Origin of the sequence: Acerihabitans arboris (assembly GCF_010131535.1) — a bacterium.
Classification (GTDB): domain Bacteria; phylum Pseudomonadota; class Gammaproteobacteria; order Enterobacterales; family Enterobacteriaceae; genus Acerihabitans; species Acerihabitans arboris.
Genome location: NZ_WUBS01000005.1, coordinates 220,939 through 236,826, shown reverse-complemented (window position 1 = coordinate 236,826; position 15,888 = coordinate 220,939). Strand labels below are relative to the sequence as shown.

14 protein-coding genes are annotated in these 15,888 nt (G+C 53.6%); 4 read left to right on the top strand and 10 right to left on the bottom strand.

Annotation, left to right across the window (positions count from 1 at the left end):
- Positions 1-13 precede the first annotated feature (13 nt).
- The 4 genes from potG to rimK all read right to left on the bottom strand — a co-directional run bounded on the left by potG (position 14) and on the right by rimK (position 4,422).
- A complete protein-coding gene (gene potG, locus GRH90_RS08990) occupies positions 14-1,147 on the bottom strand; it encodes a putrescine ABC transporter ATP-binding subunit PotG (protein WP_162365606.1) in 1,134 nt (377 codons plus the stop codon).
- Positions 1,148-1,271: 124 nt separating this feature from the next.
- Positions 1,272-2,384 (bottom strand): spermidine/putrescine ABC transporter substrate-binding protein PotF, encoded by a 1,113-nt coding sequence (gene potF, locus GRH90_RS08985; RefSeq protein WP_162365605.1) that lies wholly within the window; start codon positions 2,382-2,384, stop codon positions 1,272-1,274.
- A 386-nt stretch (positions 2,385-2,770) separates the two neighbouring features.
- The gene (locus GRH90_RS08980) at positions 2,771-3,250 is read right to left on the bottom strand and encodes a type III secretion system chaperone family protein (RefSeq protein ID WP_162365604.1); all 480 of its coding nucleotides are present in this window, start codon (positions 3,248-3,250) and stop codon (positions 2,771-2,773) included.
- A 269-nt stretch (positions 3,251-3,519) separates the two neighbouring features.
- The gene (gene rimK / locus GRH90_RS08975; RefSeq protein WP_162365603.1) at positions 3,520-4,422 is read right to left on the bottom strand and encodes a 30S ribosomal protein S6--L-glutamate ligase; all 903 of its coding nucleotides are present in this window, start codon (positions 4,420-4,422) and stop codon (positions 3,520-3,522) included.
- 244 nt (positions 4,423-4,666) lie between these two features.
- Between rimK and GRH90_RS08970 the strand changes: the two genes are divergently transcribed.
- Positions 4,667-4,936: a GrxA family glutaredoxin gene (locus GRH90_RS08970; protein ID WP_162365602.1), complete on the top strand. Its 270-nt coding sequence runs from the start codon at positions 4,667-4,669 to the stop codon at positions 4,934-4,936.
- Between the two features lie 87 nt (positions 4,937-5,023).
- Here the strand turns inward: GRH90_RS08970 and ybjM are convergent, their stop codons facing one another.
- Positions 5,024-5,392: an inner membrane protein YbjM gene (gene ybjM / locus GRH90_RS08965; RefSeq protein ID WP_162365601.1), complete on the bottom strand. Its 369-nt coding sequence runs from the start codon at positions 5,390-5,392 to the stop codon at positions 5,024-5,026.
- 1,541 nt (positions 5,393-6,933) lie between these two features.
- Between ybjM and GRH90_RS08960 the strand changes: the two genes are divergently transcribed.
- The gene (locus tag GRH90_RS08960; protein ID WP_162365600.1) at positions 6,934-8,223 is read left to right on the top strand and encodes a serine/threonine transporter; all 1,290 of its coding nucleotides are present in this window, start codon (positions 6,934-6,936) and stop codon (positions 8,221-8,223) included.
- Positions 8,224-8,307: 84 nt separating this feature from the next.
- Here GRH90_RS08960 and GRH90_RS08955 read toward each other — a convergent pair whose 3' ends face one another.
- The 4 genes from GRH90_RS08955 to GRH90_RS08940 form a co-directional block, all read right to left on the bottom strand.
- Positions 8,308-9,504, bottom strand: a complete 1,197-nt coding sequence (locus tag GRH90_RS08955) for a serine hydrolase (protein ID WP_162365599.1) — start codon at positions 9,502-9,504, stop codon at positions 8,308-8,310.
- Positions 9,505-9,736: 232 nt separating this feature from the next.
- Positions 9,737-10,396, bottom strand: a complete 660-nt coding sequence (locus GRH90_RS08950) for a methionine ABC transporter permease (RefSeq protein WP_162365598.1) — start codon at positions 10,394-10,396, stop codon at positions 9,737-9,739.
- Entirely contained in the window at positions 10,389-11,405 is a 1,017-nt protein-coding gene (locus GRH90_RS08945; RefSeq protein WP_162365597.1) for a methionine ABC transporter ATP-binding protein, read from the bottom strand. The genes GRH90_RS08950 and GRH90_RS08945 overlap by 8 nt, the downstream gene beginning before the upstream one ends.
- Before the next feature lie 74 nt (positions 11,406-11,479).
- Complete coding sequence (locus GRH90_RS08940) at positions 11,480-12,322, bottom strand: MetQ/NlpA family ABC transporter substrate-binding protein (protein ID WP_162365596.1); 843 nt, start codon at positions 12,320-12,322, stop codon at positions 11,480-11,482.
- A 375-nt stretch (positions 12,323-12,697) separates the two neighbouring features.
- Between GRH90_RS08940 and GRH90_RS08935 the strand changes: the two genes are divergently transcribed.
- A complete protein-coding gene (locus GRH90_RS08935) occupies positions 12,698-13,324 on the top strand; it encodes a glutathione S-transferase family protein (RefSeq protein ID WP_162365595.1) in 627 nt (208 codons plus the stop codon).
- A 148-nt stretch (positions 13,325-13,472) separates the two neighbouring features.
- Here the strand turns inward: GRH90_RS08935 and GRH90_RS08930 are convergent, their stop codons facing one another.
- Positions 13,473-14,582, bottom strand: a complete 1,110-nt coding sequence (locus tag GRH90_RS08930; protein ID WP_162365594.1) for a PQQ-dependent sugar dehydrogenase — start codon at positions 14,580-14,582, stop codon at positions 13,473-13,475.
- Positions 14,583-14,881: 299 nt separating this feature from the next.
- On the opposite strand from GRH90_RS08930, the gene GRH90_RS08925 reads away from it, so the two are divergent.
- Positions 14,882-15,709 (top strand): 5'-nucleotidase, lipoprotein e(P4) family, encoded by an 828-nt coding sequence (locus GRH90_RS08925; RefSeq protein WP_162365593.1) that lies wholly within the window; start codon positions 14,882-14,884, stop codon positions 15,707-15,709.
- Positions 15,710-15,888: the final 179 nt, after the last annotated feature.

Below are 15,888 nucleotides of genomic sequence, written 5' to 3'. Positions count from 1 at the left end.
ATATTTCCTCCGCCTATACCGTCAGCACCACGCAGCTGTCCGCATCCCAACAGAGACGCACTTCATCTCCCCAGGTCGGCGTGCCTTTGCGGTAACGGTGCGCATTTTGCAACTGCGCGCTGATGGTCTGGCCGCTTTGCAGCAGCACATGGTAAATGGAGAGATCGCCGAGGTAGGCAATGTTCACCACCTCGCCGACGGCAAAGTTAAAGCCGTCCGCCGGCACCTCATCGCACAACATGATTTTTTCCGGGCGCAGCGCCACATGCACCGGCACGCCGTCGACCACCGAGACATCGGAGTTCACCTGCAGCGGGTGCAGCAGGCCGGGACTTTGGATAATCAGCGCGTCATCGTGGCGCTCCACCAGCAGGCCGTCGAACATATTCACCGAGCCGATGAATTCGGCGCTGAAGCAGCTGTTGGGATGCTCGTAAATTTCTTCCGGCTCGCCGATTTGCACAAACTTGCCCCGATTCATAATGGCGATGCGTCCGGCCATGGTCATGGCTTCTTCCTGATCGTGGGTGACCATGACGCAGGTCACCCCGACGCGTTCCAGGATATCCACCACCTCGAGCTGCATGCGGTCGCGCAGCTTTTTATCCAGCGCGCCCATAGGCTCGTCGAGCAGCAGCAATTTCGGCCGTTTAGCCAGGCTGCGAGCCAGGGCGACGCGCTGGCGCTGCCCGCCGGAGAGCTGATGGGGCTTGCGGGCGGCGAACTCCTGCATATGCACCATCGCCAGCATTTCCGCCACGCGCTGCTTAATCTCGGCGCGCGGCAGTTTATCCTGCTTCAGTCCGAAGGCAATATTCTGTTCCACCGTCATATGCGGGAAAAGCGCGTAGGACTGGAACATCATATTGATGGGCCGCTGATAAGGCGGCATATGGGATAAATCCTGGCCGTCGAGCACGATTTGGCCATGGGTCGGTTGTTCAAATCCCGCCAGCATTCGTAACAGCGTGGATTTACCACAGCCGGACGCCCCCAATAAAGCGAACATTTCCCCTTTATAGATCGTCAAGCTGACATCATCGACCGCCGACTGGCCGTCGAACGTTTTGGTCAAATTGCGGATCTCCAGTAATGGCGTCACCATTTTCTGGTTTTTGGGCTGTGGGCGGGGTGTTGCTTCGTTCACTGACATCACTCTCCGGAACTGGCGAAACGGACAATCCACCCTCGGATTGCGTCTCTGAAATAGCATAACAGGCGGTATTGGACCGCCTGTTGGTTAGGATGATTTTAAGCCGGCGGCAAAAGGATTATTTGCCGCTTTTCACCTTGGTCCAGGCGCGGGTGATAACCCGGTCGATTTGAGGTGGCTGGACTTTAAGCGTGAACAGTTTGGCACGCACATCGGGCGGCGGATAAATGCCGGGATTATTACGTACCTCTTCACTGACCAGCGGCGTGGCCGCTTTATTACCGTTGGCATAAAAAATCTGGTTGCTGACCTGGGCAATAACCTGCGGATCCATCAGATAATTCAGGAACTGATAGGCCTGGTCGGTATTTTTGGCATCGGCCGGAATAGCCAACACGTCAAAAAACGCCAGTGCCCCTTCTTTGGGAATACTATAGGCAATATTGACGCCGTTCTTCGCTTCTTTAGCGCGATTTGCCGCCTGCATCACGTCGCCGGCCCAACCGATCGCCACGCAAATGTCGCCATTGGCCAAGTCGTTGATATATTGCGAAGAATGAAAATAACGGATGCTGGGACGTAATTTTAACAGCAGATCGGTGGCCGGACCGGTGTAATCGGCGGCATTGGCGCTGTTAGGATCTTTACCGAGGTAATTCAGGACGGTGGCGAAAATCTCCGCCGGCGCATCCAGGAACGAGACGCCGCAGCTTTTCAGTTTCGCCAGGTTTTCCGGTTTTAACACCAGATCCCAGCTGTTCACCGGCGCATCCTGGCCTAATATGGCTTTTACTTTATCGACGTTATAAGCAATGCCGGTAGTGGCCCACATATAAGGAACCGCATATTTGTTATCGGGATCGTGCTGGCTGATAAGTTTCAGCAGTTCCGGATCCAGGTTTTTATAATTCGGCAGTTTGCTTTTATCCAGCGGCTGGAATACCCCGGCGGTTAACTGGCGCTCAAGGAAACTGGCGGAAGGCACTACCACGTCAAAGCCGGTGCTGCCGGCCATCAGTTTACCTTCCAGCACTTCATTGGAATCGAAAACATCATAGACCACTTTGATGCCGGTTTGTTTTTCAAAATCCGGCACCGTATTCGGCGCGATATAATCCGACCAGTTATAAACATGCAGCGTTTTTTGTTCCGCGCCCGATGCGGTGACAGACGCGGCCATCAGCAAGCCGGCGACTACACCCGACAGCCATTTTTTACGTTGGGTGAACATCCGTTGCTTCCTCCAAATCCCAGTCAATAAAAGATATTTCTGTATAGCGTCGCCGGTATACAGTGCTTGAATAAGCGCAGCGGCCGTCGGCGGCACCGTTGATAACCGTCTCCCGCGGACACACCGGAGGATATAACGCTAAATAGACGGTTACTCAACGGTTCAAGCGCAGCCTCGCAAGCATAACCGCAGCGCAAGGGCTACGCCAGCGATCCGCAAAAAAAATGGCTTTAATCGATTAATTATTCACTAATTAGCTATCTAATCTGGTATGCAATGCTTAAACCACAAAGGATCTTCGCTCGAACAGGCACAACAACAGCATAAATGACGGCGGGTGCCACGTCGTGATGAGCATGGCGCCGCCCGGGGCGGGCGGCAGCCTGTCAATGGATCACCGGGAGGGTATGTTTTTGCTCGGCGGGCTGTTCTTCTCCGTCAATAAACAGTAAATCATTGGCGCGCGCTTCCAGGATCAGCATGGAGATCTGTTCTTCGGACTGCTGCATGAAATGCTTGAACTGACCGAAGGTCACCCCCACCTCGATGCACAATGCCTGGCAGGCTACCAGCTTGGGCAGGTTATCGTCCTGGATATCGATAAAAGCCTTTACCGTCAGCGAACTGGCGTTTATCTGGCTCAAATCCCCCACCAGCGCAATCAGCGCGGTCGGACGCACCTCTGCCAGGGCGGAAAACAAGATGACATTGTCAACCAGATCAACTTTAGCATCAAAGATACCGTCAAAATTTTGCATATGCGGCAGATGCAACGCCTGACAGGAGTCACACTCAAAAAACGAAAGACTGAGCTTTTCCAGCCAGCGTCTCAGGATGTCCAGATCCGGGACAACAAGTGAATCCATGAAGGCCAACCTCTAAGTGTAAAATGCGAAACGGGGCATAGCTTACGGAATAATCGGCAAAGGCGCCATGGACAAACGCAGGAAATTATTTTAACTATCGGCCGGCTTTCCGGCGCGGGCGCTCCCGCCGCTGCCCTGGCGCGGGACGGCCAATATCATCGTATTGATTTTTAATGGATAGCTGCCAGGCACGTCGCCATAGTTAAGGCTAATATCGGCCCGACCGGGCAAAATCTGAAAATATTCGTTTTGCCGGGGCAACGGTGGACTTACAGTGAATTGACCCGTTTTAACGCTTTCTGGCCGTGCTGTTCGATATATTCGATCATCATGCCGGCAATATCGATGCCGGTGGCGGTTTCCACGCCTTCCAGGCCCGGCGAGGCGTTGACCTCCATCACCAGCGGTCCGCGCTCCGCCCGCAGGATATCGACGCCGGCCACATGAAGCCCCAGGGTGGTTACCGCTTTGATGGCCACCGCCCGTTCCCGGGGCGTAATGGCGATTTTGCGCGCCGAACCGCCCCGGTGCAGATTGGAGCGAAACTCGCCCGCCCCGGCCTGGCGTTCGATAGCCGCCACCACCCGGTTTCCCACCACCAGGCAGCGGATATCGCGGCCCTCCGCCTCCTGGATATATTCCTGCACCAGGAATTGCGCTTTCAGTCCGCGAAAGGCGTCGATAACACTCTTGGCGGCCTGCTGGGTTTCCGCCAGCACCACGCCGATGCCCTGGGTGCCTTCCACCAGCTTGACCACCAGAGGCGCCCCGCCCACCATGGCAATCAGATCGCCGGTATCGTCGGGGGAATCGGCAAAACCGGTGACCGGCAGATCTATCCCTTCTTTTGCCAGCAGCTGTAATGAATGCAGCTTATCCCTGGCGCGGGTGATGGCGGACGAATCGTTCAGCGGATAGCTGCCGAGCATTTCAAACTGGCGTAATACCGCGGTGCCATAAAAGGTGATGGCGGTGCCGATACGCGGAATAACCGCATCATAATGGGACAGGCGCTTGCCGCGGTAATGGATGGAAGGCGCGTCACAGTTAATGTTCATGTAACAGGACAGCGGATCGATAACATCCACGCTATGGCGACGGGACTCGGCCGCTTCCCGCAATCGCTTGCAAGAAAACAGTGTGCCGTCCCGGGATAAAATGGCTATTTTCACGCTTTACCCTGCCTGGTCATGGTGGACCGGCTCATAATAATCCGCCCGTCGGCGCTGGTCGAGAAAAGTTTAGCGCCCGGAATGCGGATCGCGCGCGGCAAAAAAGATAGGCGGGGGGCATTGGACCGAAAGGTAATTTCTGCTTTTTTTTGACGCAGGTCACAGGCATAGTAGTCATCAACAAGAAGCGTAACAGAGTACATAAATTCGTTTCGATTCCACTTTCATGCGTTAAGGAGTGTATATGTTTGCTGTCATTTTCGGACGTCCGGGCTGTCCTTATTGTGTGCGCGCTAAAGAACTGGCTGAAAAACTGACCGCCGAACGGGACGATTTCTCCTACCGTTATGTCGATATCCATGCGGAAGGCATCTCAAAGGCCGATCTGTCTAAAACCGTTGGCAAACCCGTTGAAACCGTGCCGCAGATTTTTGTCGATCAGGTCCATATCGGCGGTTGCACGGATTTTGAAGCTTACGCTAAAGAAAACCTCAGCCTTTACCAACAGCAATAATCCGGCGGTTGTCGGTTGTCCTACCCGTCATAAGCCAGCCTGAGCTGGCTTTATTTTTGCGTCGCCGGCTACGTTAAGGCGCCGTCGTCAATGCGCCGCGCCCTTGAACATGACGCCGGCAAAATAGCATCCCAACGCCCCGCACGCGCACCAGAACACCGCGCTCAGCACATAGGCGAGCTGATACCATAAGCTGATGGACAAACCATGTCCGAGATAAAACAACAGCAGGCAGAGCGGCGAGGCGAGCAAGGCGCCGAAAATCGGCCTGATGATTTTATTCGCGTGCGTCAGCAGGCTCCCTACCAGGCCGGGCAGCAAAAACAGCAGCAGCCCCAAGGCCGCGCCGTGATTCTCCTCGTTCATCACCGCGAAGCCGCCCATCTGGCAGGCAAAGATGACGCCAAACAGTACAGCACTGCTTATGGTTCCAGCCCACTGCCGGTAAAATGCCATTTTTGCCTCCCATAATTAACGCTGTGACAAAATTCCGCGAGGAAAATCCATCATTGCCCGATGATTTACGTCATCAGGACCTCTCCATGGCCAAAAAAAATACTTACTGGAATAAAATAACGATTATTTCCCAGTGGGCATTGGGTGGAGCAACAACAGAGGCTAAGGCCATAAGCGATTCAAATCCCGGCACGGTTTCCTGCTGGCAATAGGGGTATCAACTCGGGTTATCTCCGGCCAAATATACTTTATAAACTCATAATTATCAAATAGTTGCTGGTAGCAATAAAGTTATCACCCATGAATATTAACGTGGCTAAGTTGTTAAGTATGGATGAAACTTTGTTATTAATTGTGGGATGGAAATCGCGTCCCAAAAGTCGAAAAATAAAGCCGGATTTGACTCAACCCAGTCATTAAACAGGAGTTTTTCTAGTAAAAATAATTATTCCCGCTGCGGGGGCATGGTTTAAGCCAAAAACTTAACGGAGTCGGAGCGGAGGATTTATATTGCCCGCGCGACGGCGACAATGTTCAATTTCAGTTTTTTCCTATGGTGACGGCGGTTTCGCCACGCATATAACATTAATCTTGTTCATAGGTGAAGACGCCGGAACGACCCGACACCCGGTCCGCTACCGGGCAATCATCCACGGATCGACGCCAGGCGGGGCGTCGCGCCGCCTGTTTGATAAAGCGCCGCCCGGGCGCCGCATGGCCGGAAGCCGATATAAGAAATTTTTTTGATGTTACGCAGAACTTTCCCTTATACCCGCAGTCTGAATTAGTGCCACTGCTTTTCTTTGATGTCCCCAAATTGAGGAGCCCGATCGTCCCGCCTTTTAGGTTCAAGACTTTCGGGTTTTTTATTGTCCAAAGTGTCCGGACCCGCCGCCGAAATTCCCCCTTCAACGCAGTTCAATAGCGGCCTTCCGTTACCGTTATGGCCGGTATGGGCCGATAAACCCCGCCGAAGATAAATATTGTCTGCGTCTTTAATGGACACCCTTAAACATGATCCTGCGAGTAATTATTAATTAGAATTATTATAAAATCATTAGATAAGCACTTTAGAACATAGTTTAACAATTAACCTTTCAATATAATACCCAGCCAAAATTTATACGCGCTAGCCTTTCTATATCATACCCCCCCATTACGCTACCAGTAAATGTAGCTTTTCCCGTCGCCAACACAACCTTTATTTATAACTAATAAAAATATTAATATTATTAAGATGTTAGTTATCCTTAACGTTAATGAACGATTCCAAACACTATAGCAGGACACTTTATTATTCTTATCGGCCGCAAAATACGGTCGTTGTAGTTAAATAATAGACTTGGATCAAAAAAAACAATTTAACGCATGATTATCGAGAATAAAGTCTATATTATAGCTAGCTGAACCCACCAGGCCATACTATTTTACCTATTTATCGCGTTTACAATTCCCTATTACTGCTATTGCAATAAAAGCGGCTCCCCCATGAACGCTTGGCGTTTATTTTTTATTCGTTCCGCTTTGTTTTTGGAGAAACAATGAATACGACACAAGCAACCCCGGAAACCCTGGTCGAACGGGCAACATCGTCATCATGGCGTAAATCGGATGCTGTCTGGATGATGGGGCTCTATGGCACTGCCATCGGCGCCGGAGTGCTGTTTTTACCCATCAATGCGGGCATCGGCGGCTTAGTGCCGCTATTGATTATGGCGCTGATTGCTTTTCCCATGACCTTCTTTGCCCATCGGGCCTTATGCCGCCTGGTGCTATCCGGCAACAGCGCGTGCAGGGACATCACCGATGTGGTCGAGCAACATTTTGGCCCGCGGATGGGCCAGGTGATCACCTTGCTCTATTTTTTTGCTATTTATCCCATTTTGCTGGTGTATGGCGTCGCCATCACCAATACCGTCGACAGCTTCATAACCCATCAATTACATCTCACGGCGCCGCCGCGCGCGCTGCTGGCGCTGATATTGATCCTGGGCCTGATGACCGTCATCCGCCTCGGCAAGGAAATCATCGTCAAGGTCATGAGCGTGCTGGTTTTTCCCTTTGTCGCGGTGCTGCTGTTCCTGGGCGCGTTTCTTATGCCGCACTGGAGCGCCGATATCTTCACCCGCGCCATGCCATTCAGCGGCGCCGGGCAAGGCGGATTATTAAGTACCCTGTGGCTGGCCGTTCCGGTGCTGGTGTTTTCGTTTAACCATTCACCGATTATTTCCGCGTTCGCCATGTCCAAAAAAGCGGAATATGGCGATAGGGCAGAACAGAAGTGCTCGCGCATTTTAGTCTGCAGCAATATCCTGATGGTGCTGACGGTGATGTTTTTCGTCTTCAGCTGCGTCCTGAGTCTTTCACCGGAGGATTTGGCCGCCGCAAAAGCGCAAAACATCTCGATCCTGTCATTCCTGGCCAATCACTTTAACAATCCCTTTATCGGCCTGCTGGCGCCGATTGTCGCCTTTGTGGCAATCACCAAATCCTTTCTGGGCCATTACCTGGGAGCCAGCGAAGGGCTTATCAGCCTGATGGGCAAGGCATTGCGCAAGCGCGGCAAACCCGTCCATGACGTCACGCTGGATCGGCTTTCCGGACTGTTCATGCTGGTGTCCACCTGGCTGGTGGCGACCGTTAACCCCAGTATCCTGGGTATTATCGAAATGCTGGGCGGGCCGATTATCGCCATGCTGCTGTTCCTGCTGCCTATGTACGCCATTCATAAAGTGCCGGCCATGGCCCGCTATCGCGGCGCGGCCAGCAATTATTTTGTCTGGGCGGTTGGGTTTATCGCGCTGTCGGCGATTGTGTATAAACTGCTGTGATAGTCTTTGGTATCAGTTGCTGAACGCAACGCTATGCCCCCCTATGGGAGGCATAGTTATTTATTTAAGGTAAGATGAGTTTGTTTATTTACCAAACCAGCCATGGATGGTTTGCAGGATCCAATCCCAGATATTGCGGAAAAATCCGCCTTTCTGTACTTCATCCAGCACCACCAGCGGACGTTGTTCGATAACCTTGCCGTCCAGTTGGAAGTCTATCGTCCCCACCACCTGGTGGCGAGCCAGCGGCGCCTCGAGATGAGGAGACGTGAGCGTAAACGAGGCTTTCAGGTTTTTCATCTGGCCCTTTGGCAAGGTGATCGACGCATCCCGCGCCACGCCCAAATCCACCTCGCTGCGATCGCCGAACCAGACCCGCTGGCGGGTAAAAGGTTTGCCGGCGACAATCGGCGTCACTGTTTCATAAAAACGGAATCCCCAGGTCAGGATCTTCTCACTCTCGCGAAAACGCACGCCGTCGGTCGGGGCGCCAAGCACCACCGAAATCAGCCGCATGCCGTTATCGGTTGCCGAAGCCACCAGGTTATGGCCGGCGCCGTCGGTAAAACCGGTCTTGATGCCGTCCACCGCAAGGTTACTGCTCCACAGCAGCCGGTTACGGTTCAGCTGCTTGATCTTATTATAGGTAAACTCTTTTTGTTTATGCAGGGCATACTCGTCCGGCACGTCATAAATCAGCGCCTGGCTGATGATCGCCATGTCCCGCGCGGTGCTGTACTGCCCTTCGGCATCCAGTCCGTGCACGGTAAGGAAATGGGTGTTTTTCAACCCCATGGCATCGGCATATTTGTTCATCAGGCTGACAAACGCATCCTGGCTGCCGGCCACATAATCCGCCAGGGCAATACTGGCATCGTTGCCCGACTGGATCACCACGCCGTTATTGAGATCCGCCACCGATACCTGCTCGCCGGGCTTAAGGAACATCAGCGAAGAGCCGCGCAGCACCGGATTACCGGTGGCCCAGGCGTCTTTACCGATGGTCACTTTGTCCTGTTCGGTAATTTTTTTCGCCTTCAGCGCTTGGCCAATCACATAGCTGGACATGATTTTTGTCAGGCTGGCGGGGTCCAGGCGCAGATCGGCATTCGATTCCGCCAGGACCTTGCCGCTCTGGTAATCCATCAGGATAAACGCCTTGGCGTTCACTTCCGGCGCGGGGGCGGGGGCCTCGGCCCGGACGGCGGGGATAGAGGACAGCACCAGAAGCGCGCCCAGGGTCAGGGTAGTTATTTTTTGTGGAAAAGCGTAATTCTTCATGGCGTGGCCAGAGTATCCATTCAAAAATGGTTACCGCGTTACTCACGGTAGAGGATTGAGCCTAACAACCTGAACAACGGCGTTCAGGATGCCTTAACATATTCCAACAATTTGAGTTTATTCGAAACATCCCAACTTTGCCGCATCGGCGATAAATTTTCAGCTCTTTTTACGTTTTTTTATCTTTACGCCGTCCGGCGCCGGCGCACACCGCCGAACACCGGACGCCGGTTCAGCGTTTGCCGCGCCGGTCAGCGCGCGCGGCAAGGGCGTCGCCAAGCACCTGGACTATCTGCACTAAAATCACCAACGCCACCACGGTAATGATCATTACCTTGGTTTCATAACGATAGTAGCCAAACCTGATGGCCAGATCGCCGACACCGCCGCCGCCGACGATACCCGCCATGGCGGAATAGCCGATAAGGCTGACCAGGGTAATGGTAAGCCCGCGTAATAAACCGGCCAGCGCCTCGGGCAATAATACCGTGCAAATAATACGTAACGGGCTGGCGCCAAAGGCTTCGGCGGCCTCGACAATGCCGGGATCCACCTCGCGCAACGCCCCGTCCACCAGTCGGGCATAAAAAGCGATCGCCGCGACGGATAATGGCACCGCGGCGGCAATCGGCCCAATGGTATTCCCCAGCAGAAACTGCGTCAACGGCAGCAGCAGCACCAGCAGGATCACAAAGGGTATCGAACGGATGATATTGACCAGTACCGTGCCGGTAAGATAGAGCGCGCGGTTTTGCCAGAACAGATGGCGGTCGGTAACGTAGATAAGAAAGCCCAGCGGCAGGCCGCCGATAATGGAAAACAGCGTGGCGATGCCCACCATCTGGAAGGTTTCGCCAAACGCGGCCAACAGGTCGAGCCATAAATCAGCCATGCAGCACCTCCACGCGCGCGGTATTTTCCTGGATATAGGCCACGGCCAAGGCCACTTGCTCCGGCTGGCTCGGATGGGTCAGCAGGGCCACCAGCAATCCCAGCGCGCGGTGGCCGATATATTCAATCTTGCCGTGCAGGATATTCACCGATACGCCGAAACGCGTGGCGACATCCGACAATACCGGCTGCTCGGCGGAGGCGCCGACAAACAGTATCTTTAATAGCGTACCGCGCAAATCCTGCATTAAGCGGGGCGGCAGTTCCAGATTAAAGGTATGCGAGACCAGTTGACGGGTAAATTCATGCTGCGGGGTGGCAAAAATATCAAACACCGCCCCTTCCTCCACCACCTTGCCGCCGGTCATGACCGCCACCCGGTCGCATATGGTCTTGATGACCGTCATTTCATGGGAAATCAATACTATGGTAATTCCCAGGCGAAGGTTAATCTCTTTTAACAGCGTCAATATCGATGCCGAGGTTTCCAGGTCCAGCGCAGAGGTCGGTTCGTCGCAAAGTAACACTTCGGGCTGGTTGGCGATGGCGCGGGCAATGCCGACGCGCTGTTTTTGCCCGCCGCTAAGCTGGGCCGGAAAGGCCGTCGCCTTATCCGTCAGTCCCACCAGTGCCAGGATTTCCGGTACCCGGCTTGCAATGTCGGCGGAGGATTTGCCGGCCGCCCGCAGGCTGAAGGCGACGTTTGCCGCCACCGTGCGGGTAAACATCAGGTTAAAATGCTGGAAAATCATGCCGATTTTCTGGCGTTGTCGGCGCAATCCGCTGCCGGAAAGCTCGCTTACCCTGACCCCATTGACGATAACATCGCCCGTGCTCGGCCGCTGGAGTAGATTGATAGTGCGCAGCAGGGTGCTTTTGCCCGCCCCGCTGGCCCCGACAATGCCGTAGATTTCGCCCCTTTTAATATGCAGGCTAACATTATCCACCGCACGGGCGCCCGGTTGCTTCCCCTGGGGAAAGTCAACGCTGATATGGTCTAACTGGATCATTGTCCGCAAACTCCACGATAACATCCAAAGCGGGAAAAACAGCCTGCCGGACGTAAGGGCCGGCAGGCAAAATCTTAAGGTTTGACCTGGGCTGCGGACTGCATCCATTCCGGTTTCTGGAATTGACTGAATACCGAGGATGGTTGGTTAATCACCTCGGCATAGGCCGGAGACTCCACCGCGGCCTTGATGTCTTTGGCAAACGGCTTGTCCAGATCGTCGGTACGCACGGCTATTACATTTTTCAGGTTTTCATCCAGCGTTTCCAACGCCAGGGCCGACGACAGTTTTAACCCGGCGGCAAAGGCGAAGTTGCCGTTGACCAGCGCTCCGCTGGCGCTGTCCAGGGTGCGCGGCAGTTGGGCTGCTTCGAGCGGCTTGAATACCAGGCCGCGTGGGTTCAGGGCGATATCCCGTTCCGAGGCTTTGGTCGGATCAATATCGGCCTTGATTTTAATCAGGCCCAGTTTTTCCAGGAAACGCAGGCCGCGCGCCAGATTGGTGGGATCGTTGGAAAGGGTGATGATATCGCCTTTCTTGAGATCGCTGATGGCGGTAATCTTATGGGAATAAAACCCCATGCTGGCTGTCGGCACGGTAATAAGCTTGCTCACCTTAAGATTTTTGTCGGCGGCGAATTTCTCGAGATACAGTGTATGCTGAAATAAATTGGCATCGATGCTGCCGTTGGCCAGGGCCATATTCGGCTGTACATAATCACTGAACTCCCGTACCTCGACTTTGTAGCCTTTTTTAGCCAGTTCAGGCTTGATGGCCTGTTTGACCATATCGCCATAGGGCCCCGGCGCGACGCCGAAGACGATGGTTTTTGGATCGCCGTTTGCCTGGGCCAACTGCAATCCCAAGGCAAAAAGCCCCATGTATAAAGCAACGCGTACGGTTTTTATCAACGTCATAACGATATCTGTCCCAAAATGAATACACCCCGGCCGGGGCGGTAAAACCCATGATTAAAACATAAATATCAGTCAGGTTTAGCCTGTTATTGCCAAGCCTTTTTTTTTTGAAATAAAATATCGTTTAAAGGAGTATAGTGAAATAATCAACAATAAATCTGGCATTTATTAGATTATTATTCATAAAATAGCGATGAAAACAGCAAAAGCCACTGTTTTAAAGCTCATATTGCTTTTTTTACGCTAAAATCATACTTACGCGGCGTAAACGGGCGGAAAATGTTTACCGCTTTTTGCTTTAGGCTTAACGTCTTGTTATGAACCGCGCTGACGATTGCCAAACTGTTTTTTGAAAATGTATACGGAGAATGTGCAATGTTGACAATCTGGGGTCGTGAGAATTCGGTGAACGTTAAGAAGGTACTATGGTGCGCGGCTGAACTTGACCTCGCGTTCAATTTTATACAGGCGGGCGGAGAATACGGTAAAAACAGGGATCCACTGTTCCTGGCGTTAAATCCCAATGGCCTGGTGCCCTGCATGCAGGATGATGAAAACGATCTGGTATTGTGGGAGTCCAATACCATCGTGCGTTACATGGCGGCAAAATTCGGCCAGGGCCATTGGCTGCTGGCCGATGCGTCGGTACGCGCCGGCACGGAAAAATGGATGGACTGGACTTTATCCTGCCTGGCGCCGGCGCTCTCGCCGGTGTATATCAATTTAATCCGCACGCCGGCGACCAGGCGCGATAAGCAGCTGATCGAAAATGGCATCAAAAGATGCGAGCAGCTGTTTGATATCGCCGAAACCGCTCTGGAGAAACATCCCTATTTTTCCGGGGACAAATTTGGCATAGGCGATATTCCCATGGGCTGTTTTGCCTATAATTGGTTTACGCTTGATATCGAGCGCAAGCCGCGTACCCACCTGCAAACCTGGTATGAGGCTATATCGTCCCGTCACGCCTTCCAGACGAGGGTTATGCTGCCGCTGAGTTAACCTGAGCCATGGCGCCCTCGGCCGGCACTGTTTGCCGTTTGCCCGTCCGGGAGCGCATTAATCCTTCCGGTGCCTGTTGCCTTGCACGCATACATCCCCCGCGGCGGCCATCCCGCCAGACGCCGCGCGCCCACTATCCGGCCGGCCGTTATTCCAGCCCCAGCCTAAGTAGTTTTCCATTGCGTTCGTCGGTCAGCACGTACACAAAACCGTCCGGTCCCACCCGCACATCGCGGATGCGTTCCTGGCGATCTTCCAGCAACCGTTCCTCCGAGGCCACCTTATCATCCTGCAAGGTCAGCCTGATTAACGCCTGCTGTTTTAAGGCGCCGATAAACAATGAGTTTTTCCACCGGGGAAAACGATCGGCGGCATAAAACGCCAAACCGCTCACCGCGGGCGATTTTTGCCAGTACCAGATCGGCTGTACCGTGCCGGCCACCACGCCGCCCTGAGCTTCGGGGATCTTTAACCCTGAATAATTAATGCCGTAGGTGGCGATCGGCCAGCCGAAATTAGCGCCTTTGGCGACGATATTCACCTCATCGCCCCCTTTCGGGCCGTGTTCATTTTCCCATATGACGCCGCTCCAGGGATTTAACGCCAAACCCTGCGGGTTGCGATGTCCCAAAGACCAGATTTCCGGGCGGGCGTTTTCATTATGGACAAACGGATTATCCGGTGGAATTTCGCCATCGGCGGTGAGGCGGACGATCTTGCCCTGATGTTTGGTTAGATCCTGCGCCGTGGGGCGGCGGTTATTTTCACCCAGGCTGATATACAGGAACCCTTGCCGGTCAAACGCCAGCCGGCCGCCAAAATGCTCGCCGCTGGACAGCTTCGGCAGTTGGCGAAAGATCACCTTAAAATCGGTTAACCGCTGATTATCTTCGGATAAACGGCCATAACCCACCGCAGTGCCGGCATCGTCTTTACCCGCTTCGGCATAACTTAGGTAAATACGCCGCGATTGGGCAAAATCCGGCGCCAGGACCACATCGAACAGACCGCCCTGGCCGTGGGCGTAGACCTTGGGCACCCCGCCGACGGGCGCGGATAACGGCTGTCCCGCCCGCCAGTAGCGCAGCCGCCCCGGCCGTTCGGTAATCAGTACGCCGTTATCCTGCGGTAAAAACGCCAGCGACCAGGGGTGATCCATACCCGTCAGCAATTGGGTGACCTTCAGTTCCGCCGCCGTCGCCGGTGCGCCCAACATCAGCAAACCGCCCGACAGTAGCAGGGTTATTATCCAGCGCATGTTGTTTTCTCCATTGCAACGATCCCCTTAAGCGTAGAAATGACCCACCGGTTGCGCGATAAATCGCCGTCGGATTTACACTTACTGACAAAGCCAACGACGCCGCCATCGATAACGGCTATGAACATGGCCGCTGCTTTTTAGTTTCATCATTAATCAATTGCATGATATTAATTACAAATAACAAATTTATTGTGCAAATTGATGGCCATCGTCCAAGGGGCCTCATCGATCGCGTCGAGTCGTTAAGTTCGGATGATGTCATCCGAGATAATTTCGGGATATGACAAGGAGAAACAATGCAGACCATAAAATGCGGCCTCACCGTTGTTGCCTTCAGCCTGCTGGTCGGCGGCTGCGCTCCCCGGCAGCAGGCCGCGGCGCCGGAGACGGCCCAGCAGAAGCTCACCGATCAAACGGTATTTGCCGTTAACTGGATGCAGCAATCCGGCGAAATCAGCGCCCTGTCCTACCAGGCTTTCAATACCGCCGAAACGTCCTTTGCCCAGGCCAGAGCCAGGCCCGGCCTGAAAAAAGCGGTCGTCGTCGATCTGGATGAGACCATGATTGATAACAGCGCCTACGCCGGCTGGCAGATAAAAAACCACCAGCCGTTTACCGACGCCACCTGGAGCAAGTGGACCCAGGCGCGCGAGGCCAAGGCGCTGCCGGGCGCGGTGGAATTCTCCCGCTATGTACTGGAGCACGGCGGCCGTATTTTTTATGTTTCCAACCGCGCGCAGGCCGATTACGCCGCCACGGTGGATAACCTCAAGGCGCTTGGATTTGCCGACGTCGGCCCGCGAACGTTGCTGCTGAAACCTACCGGCGGCAATTCCAATAAGATCGAACGTTTCGCGATGGTGGAGAAACAGGGTTTTGATATCGTGGTGTATGTCGGCGATAACCTGAATGATTTCAGCGGCGAGACTTATCATAAGCTCAATACGCAGCGGCGGGATTTTGTTAACCGCCATCAGGAGGAGTTCGGGCGTAAGTATATCGTACTGCCGAATCCGAGCTATGGTGATTGGGAGGGGGGAATGGCGCAGGATTACTTCAAGCTTAATGATGAGGGCAAGGTGAAGATCAGGGAGGAGAGGGTTGATGCGTGGGACGGGAAATAGGTATGGCTTTGCTTGCTGACATAGTGCTTTAAAAAAGGTTTCAAGCCGGTGTCTTGCGTTGCGTGCAGGATTTGCGGGTGGAAATAAGGCATTACGTACGGGTTTGCTTATGGCTTTATGGCACTACGTGCGGGTTTGCTTGTGGCTTTATGACGCTACATGCGGATTTAACTTGCCTG

Coding starts and splice junctions, on each gene's coding strand:
- GRH90_RS08945 (WP_162365597.1), bottom strand. CDS start 11,405: ATGATCCAGTTAGACCATATCAGCGTTGACTTTCCCCAGGGGAAGCAA.
- GRH90_RS08935 (WP_162365595.1), top strand. CDS start 12,698: ATGTTGACAATCTGGGGTCGTGAGAATTCGGTGAACGTTAAGAAGGTA.
- GRH90_RS08955 (WP_162365599.1), bottom strand. CDS start 9,504: ATGAAGAATTACGCTTTTCCACAAAAAATAACTACCCTGACCCTGGGC.
- GRH90_RS08940 (WP_162365596.1), bottom strand. CDS start 12,322: ATGACGTTGATAAAAACCGTACGCGTTGCTTTATACATGGGGCTTTTT.
- GRH90_RS08925 (WP_162365593.1), top strand. CDS start 14,882: ATGCAGACCATAAAATGCGGCCTCACCGTTGTTGCCTTCAGCCTGCTG.
- GRH90_RS08980 (WP_162365604.1), bottom strand. CDS start 3,250: ATGGATTCACTTGTTGTCCCGGATCTGGACATCCTGAGACGCTGGCTG.
- GRH90_RS08950 (WP_162365598.1), bottom strand. CDS start 10,396: ATGGCTGATTTATGGCTCGACCTGTTGGCCGCGTTTGGCGAAACCTTC.
- GRH90_RS08960 (WP_162365600.1), top strand. CDS start 6,934: ATGAATACGACACAAGCAACCCCGGAAACCCTGGTCGAACGGGCAACA.
- GRH90_RS08970 (WP_162365602.1), top strand. CDS start 4,667: ATGTTTGCTGTCATTTTCGGACGTCCGGGCTGTCCTTATTGTGTGCGC.
- ybjM (WP_162365601.1), bottom strand. CDS start 5,392: ATGGCATTTTACCGGCAGTGGGCTGGAACCATAAGCAGTGCTGTACTG.
- GRH90_RS08930 (WP_162365594.1), bottom strand. CDS start 14,582: ATGCGCTGGATAATAACCCTGCTACTGTCGGGCGGTTTGCTGATGTTG.
- potF (WP_162365605.1), bottom strand. CDS start 2,384: ATGTTCACCCAACGTAAAAAATGGCTGTCGGGTGTAGTCGCCGGCTTG.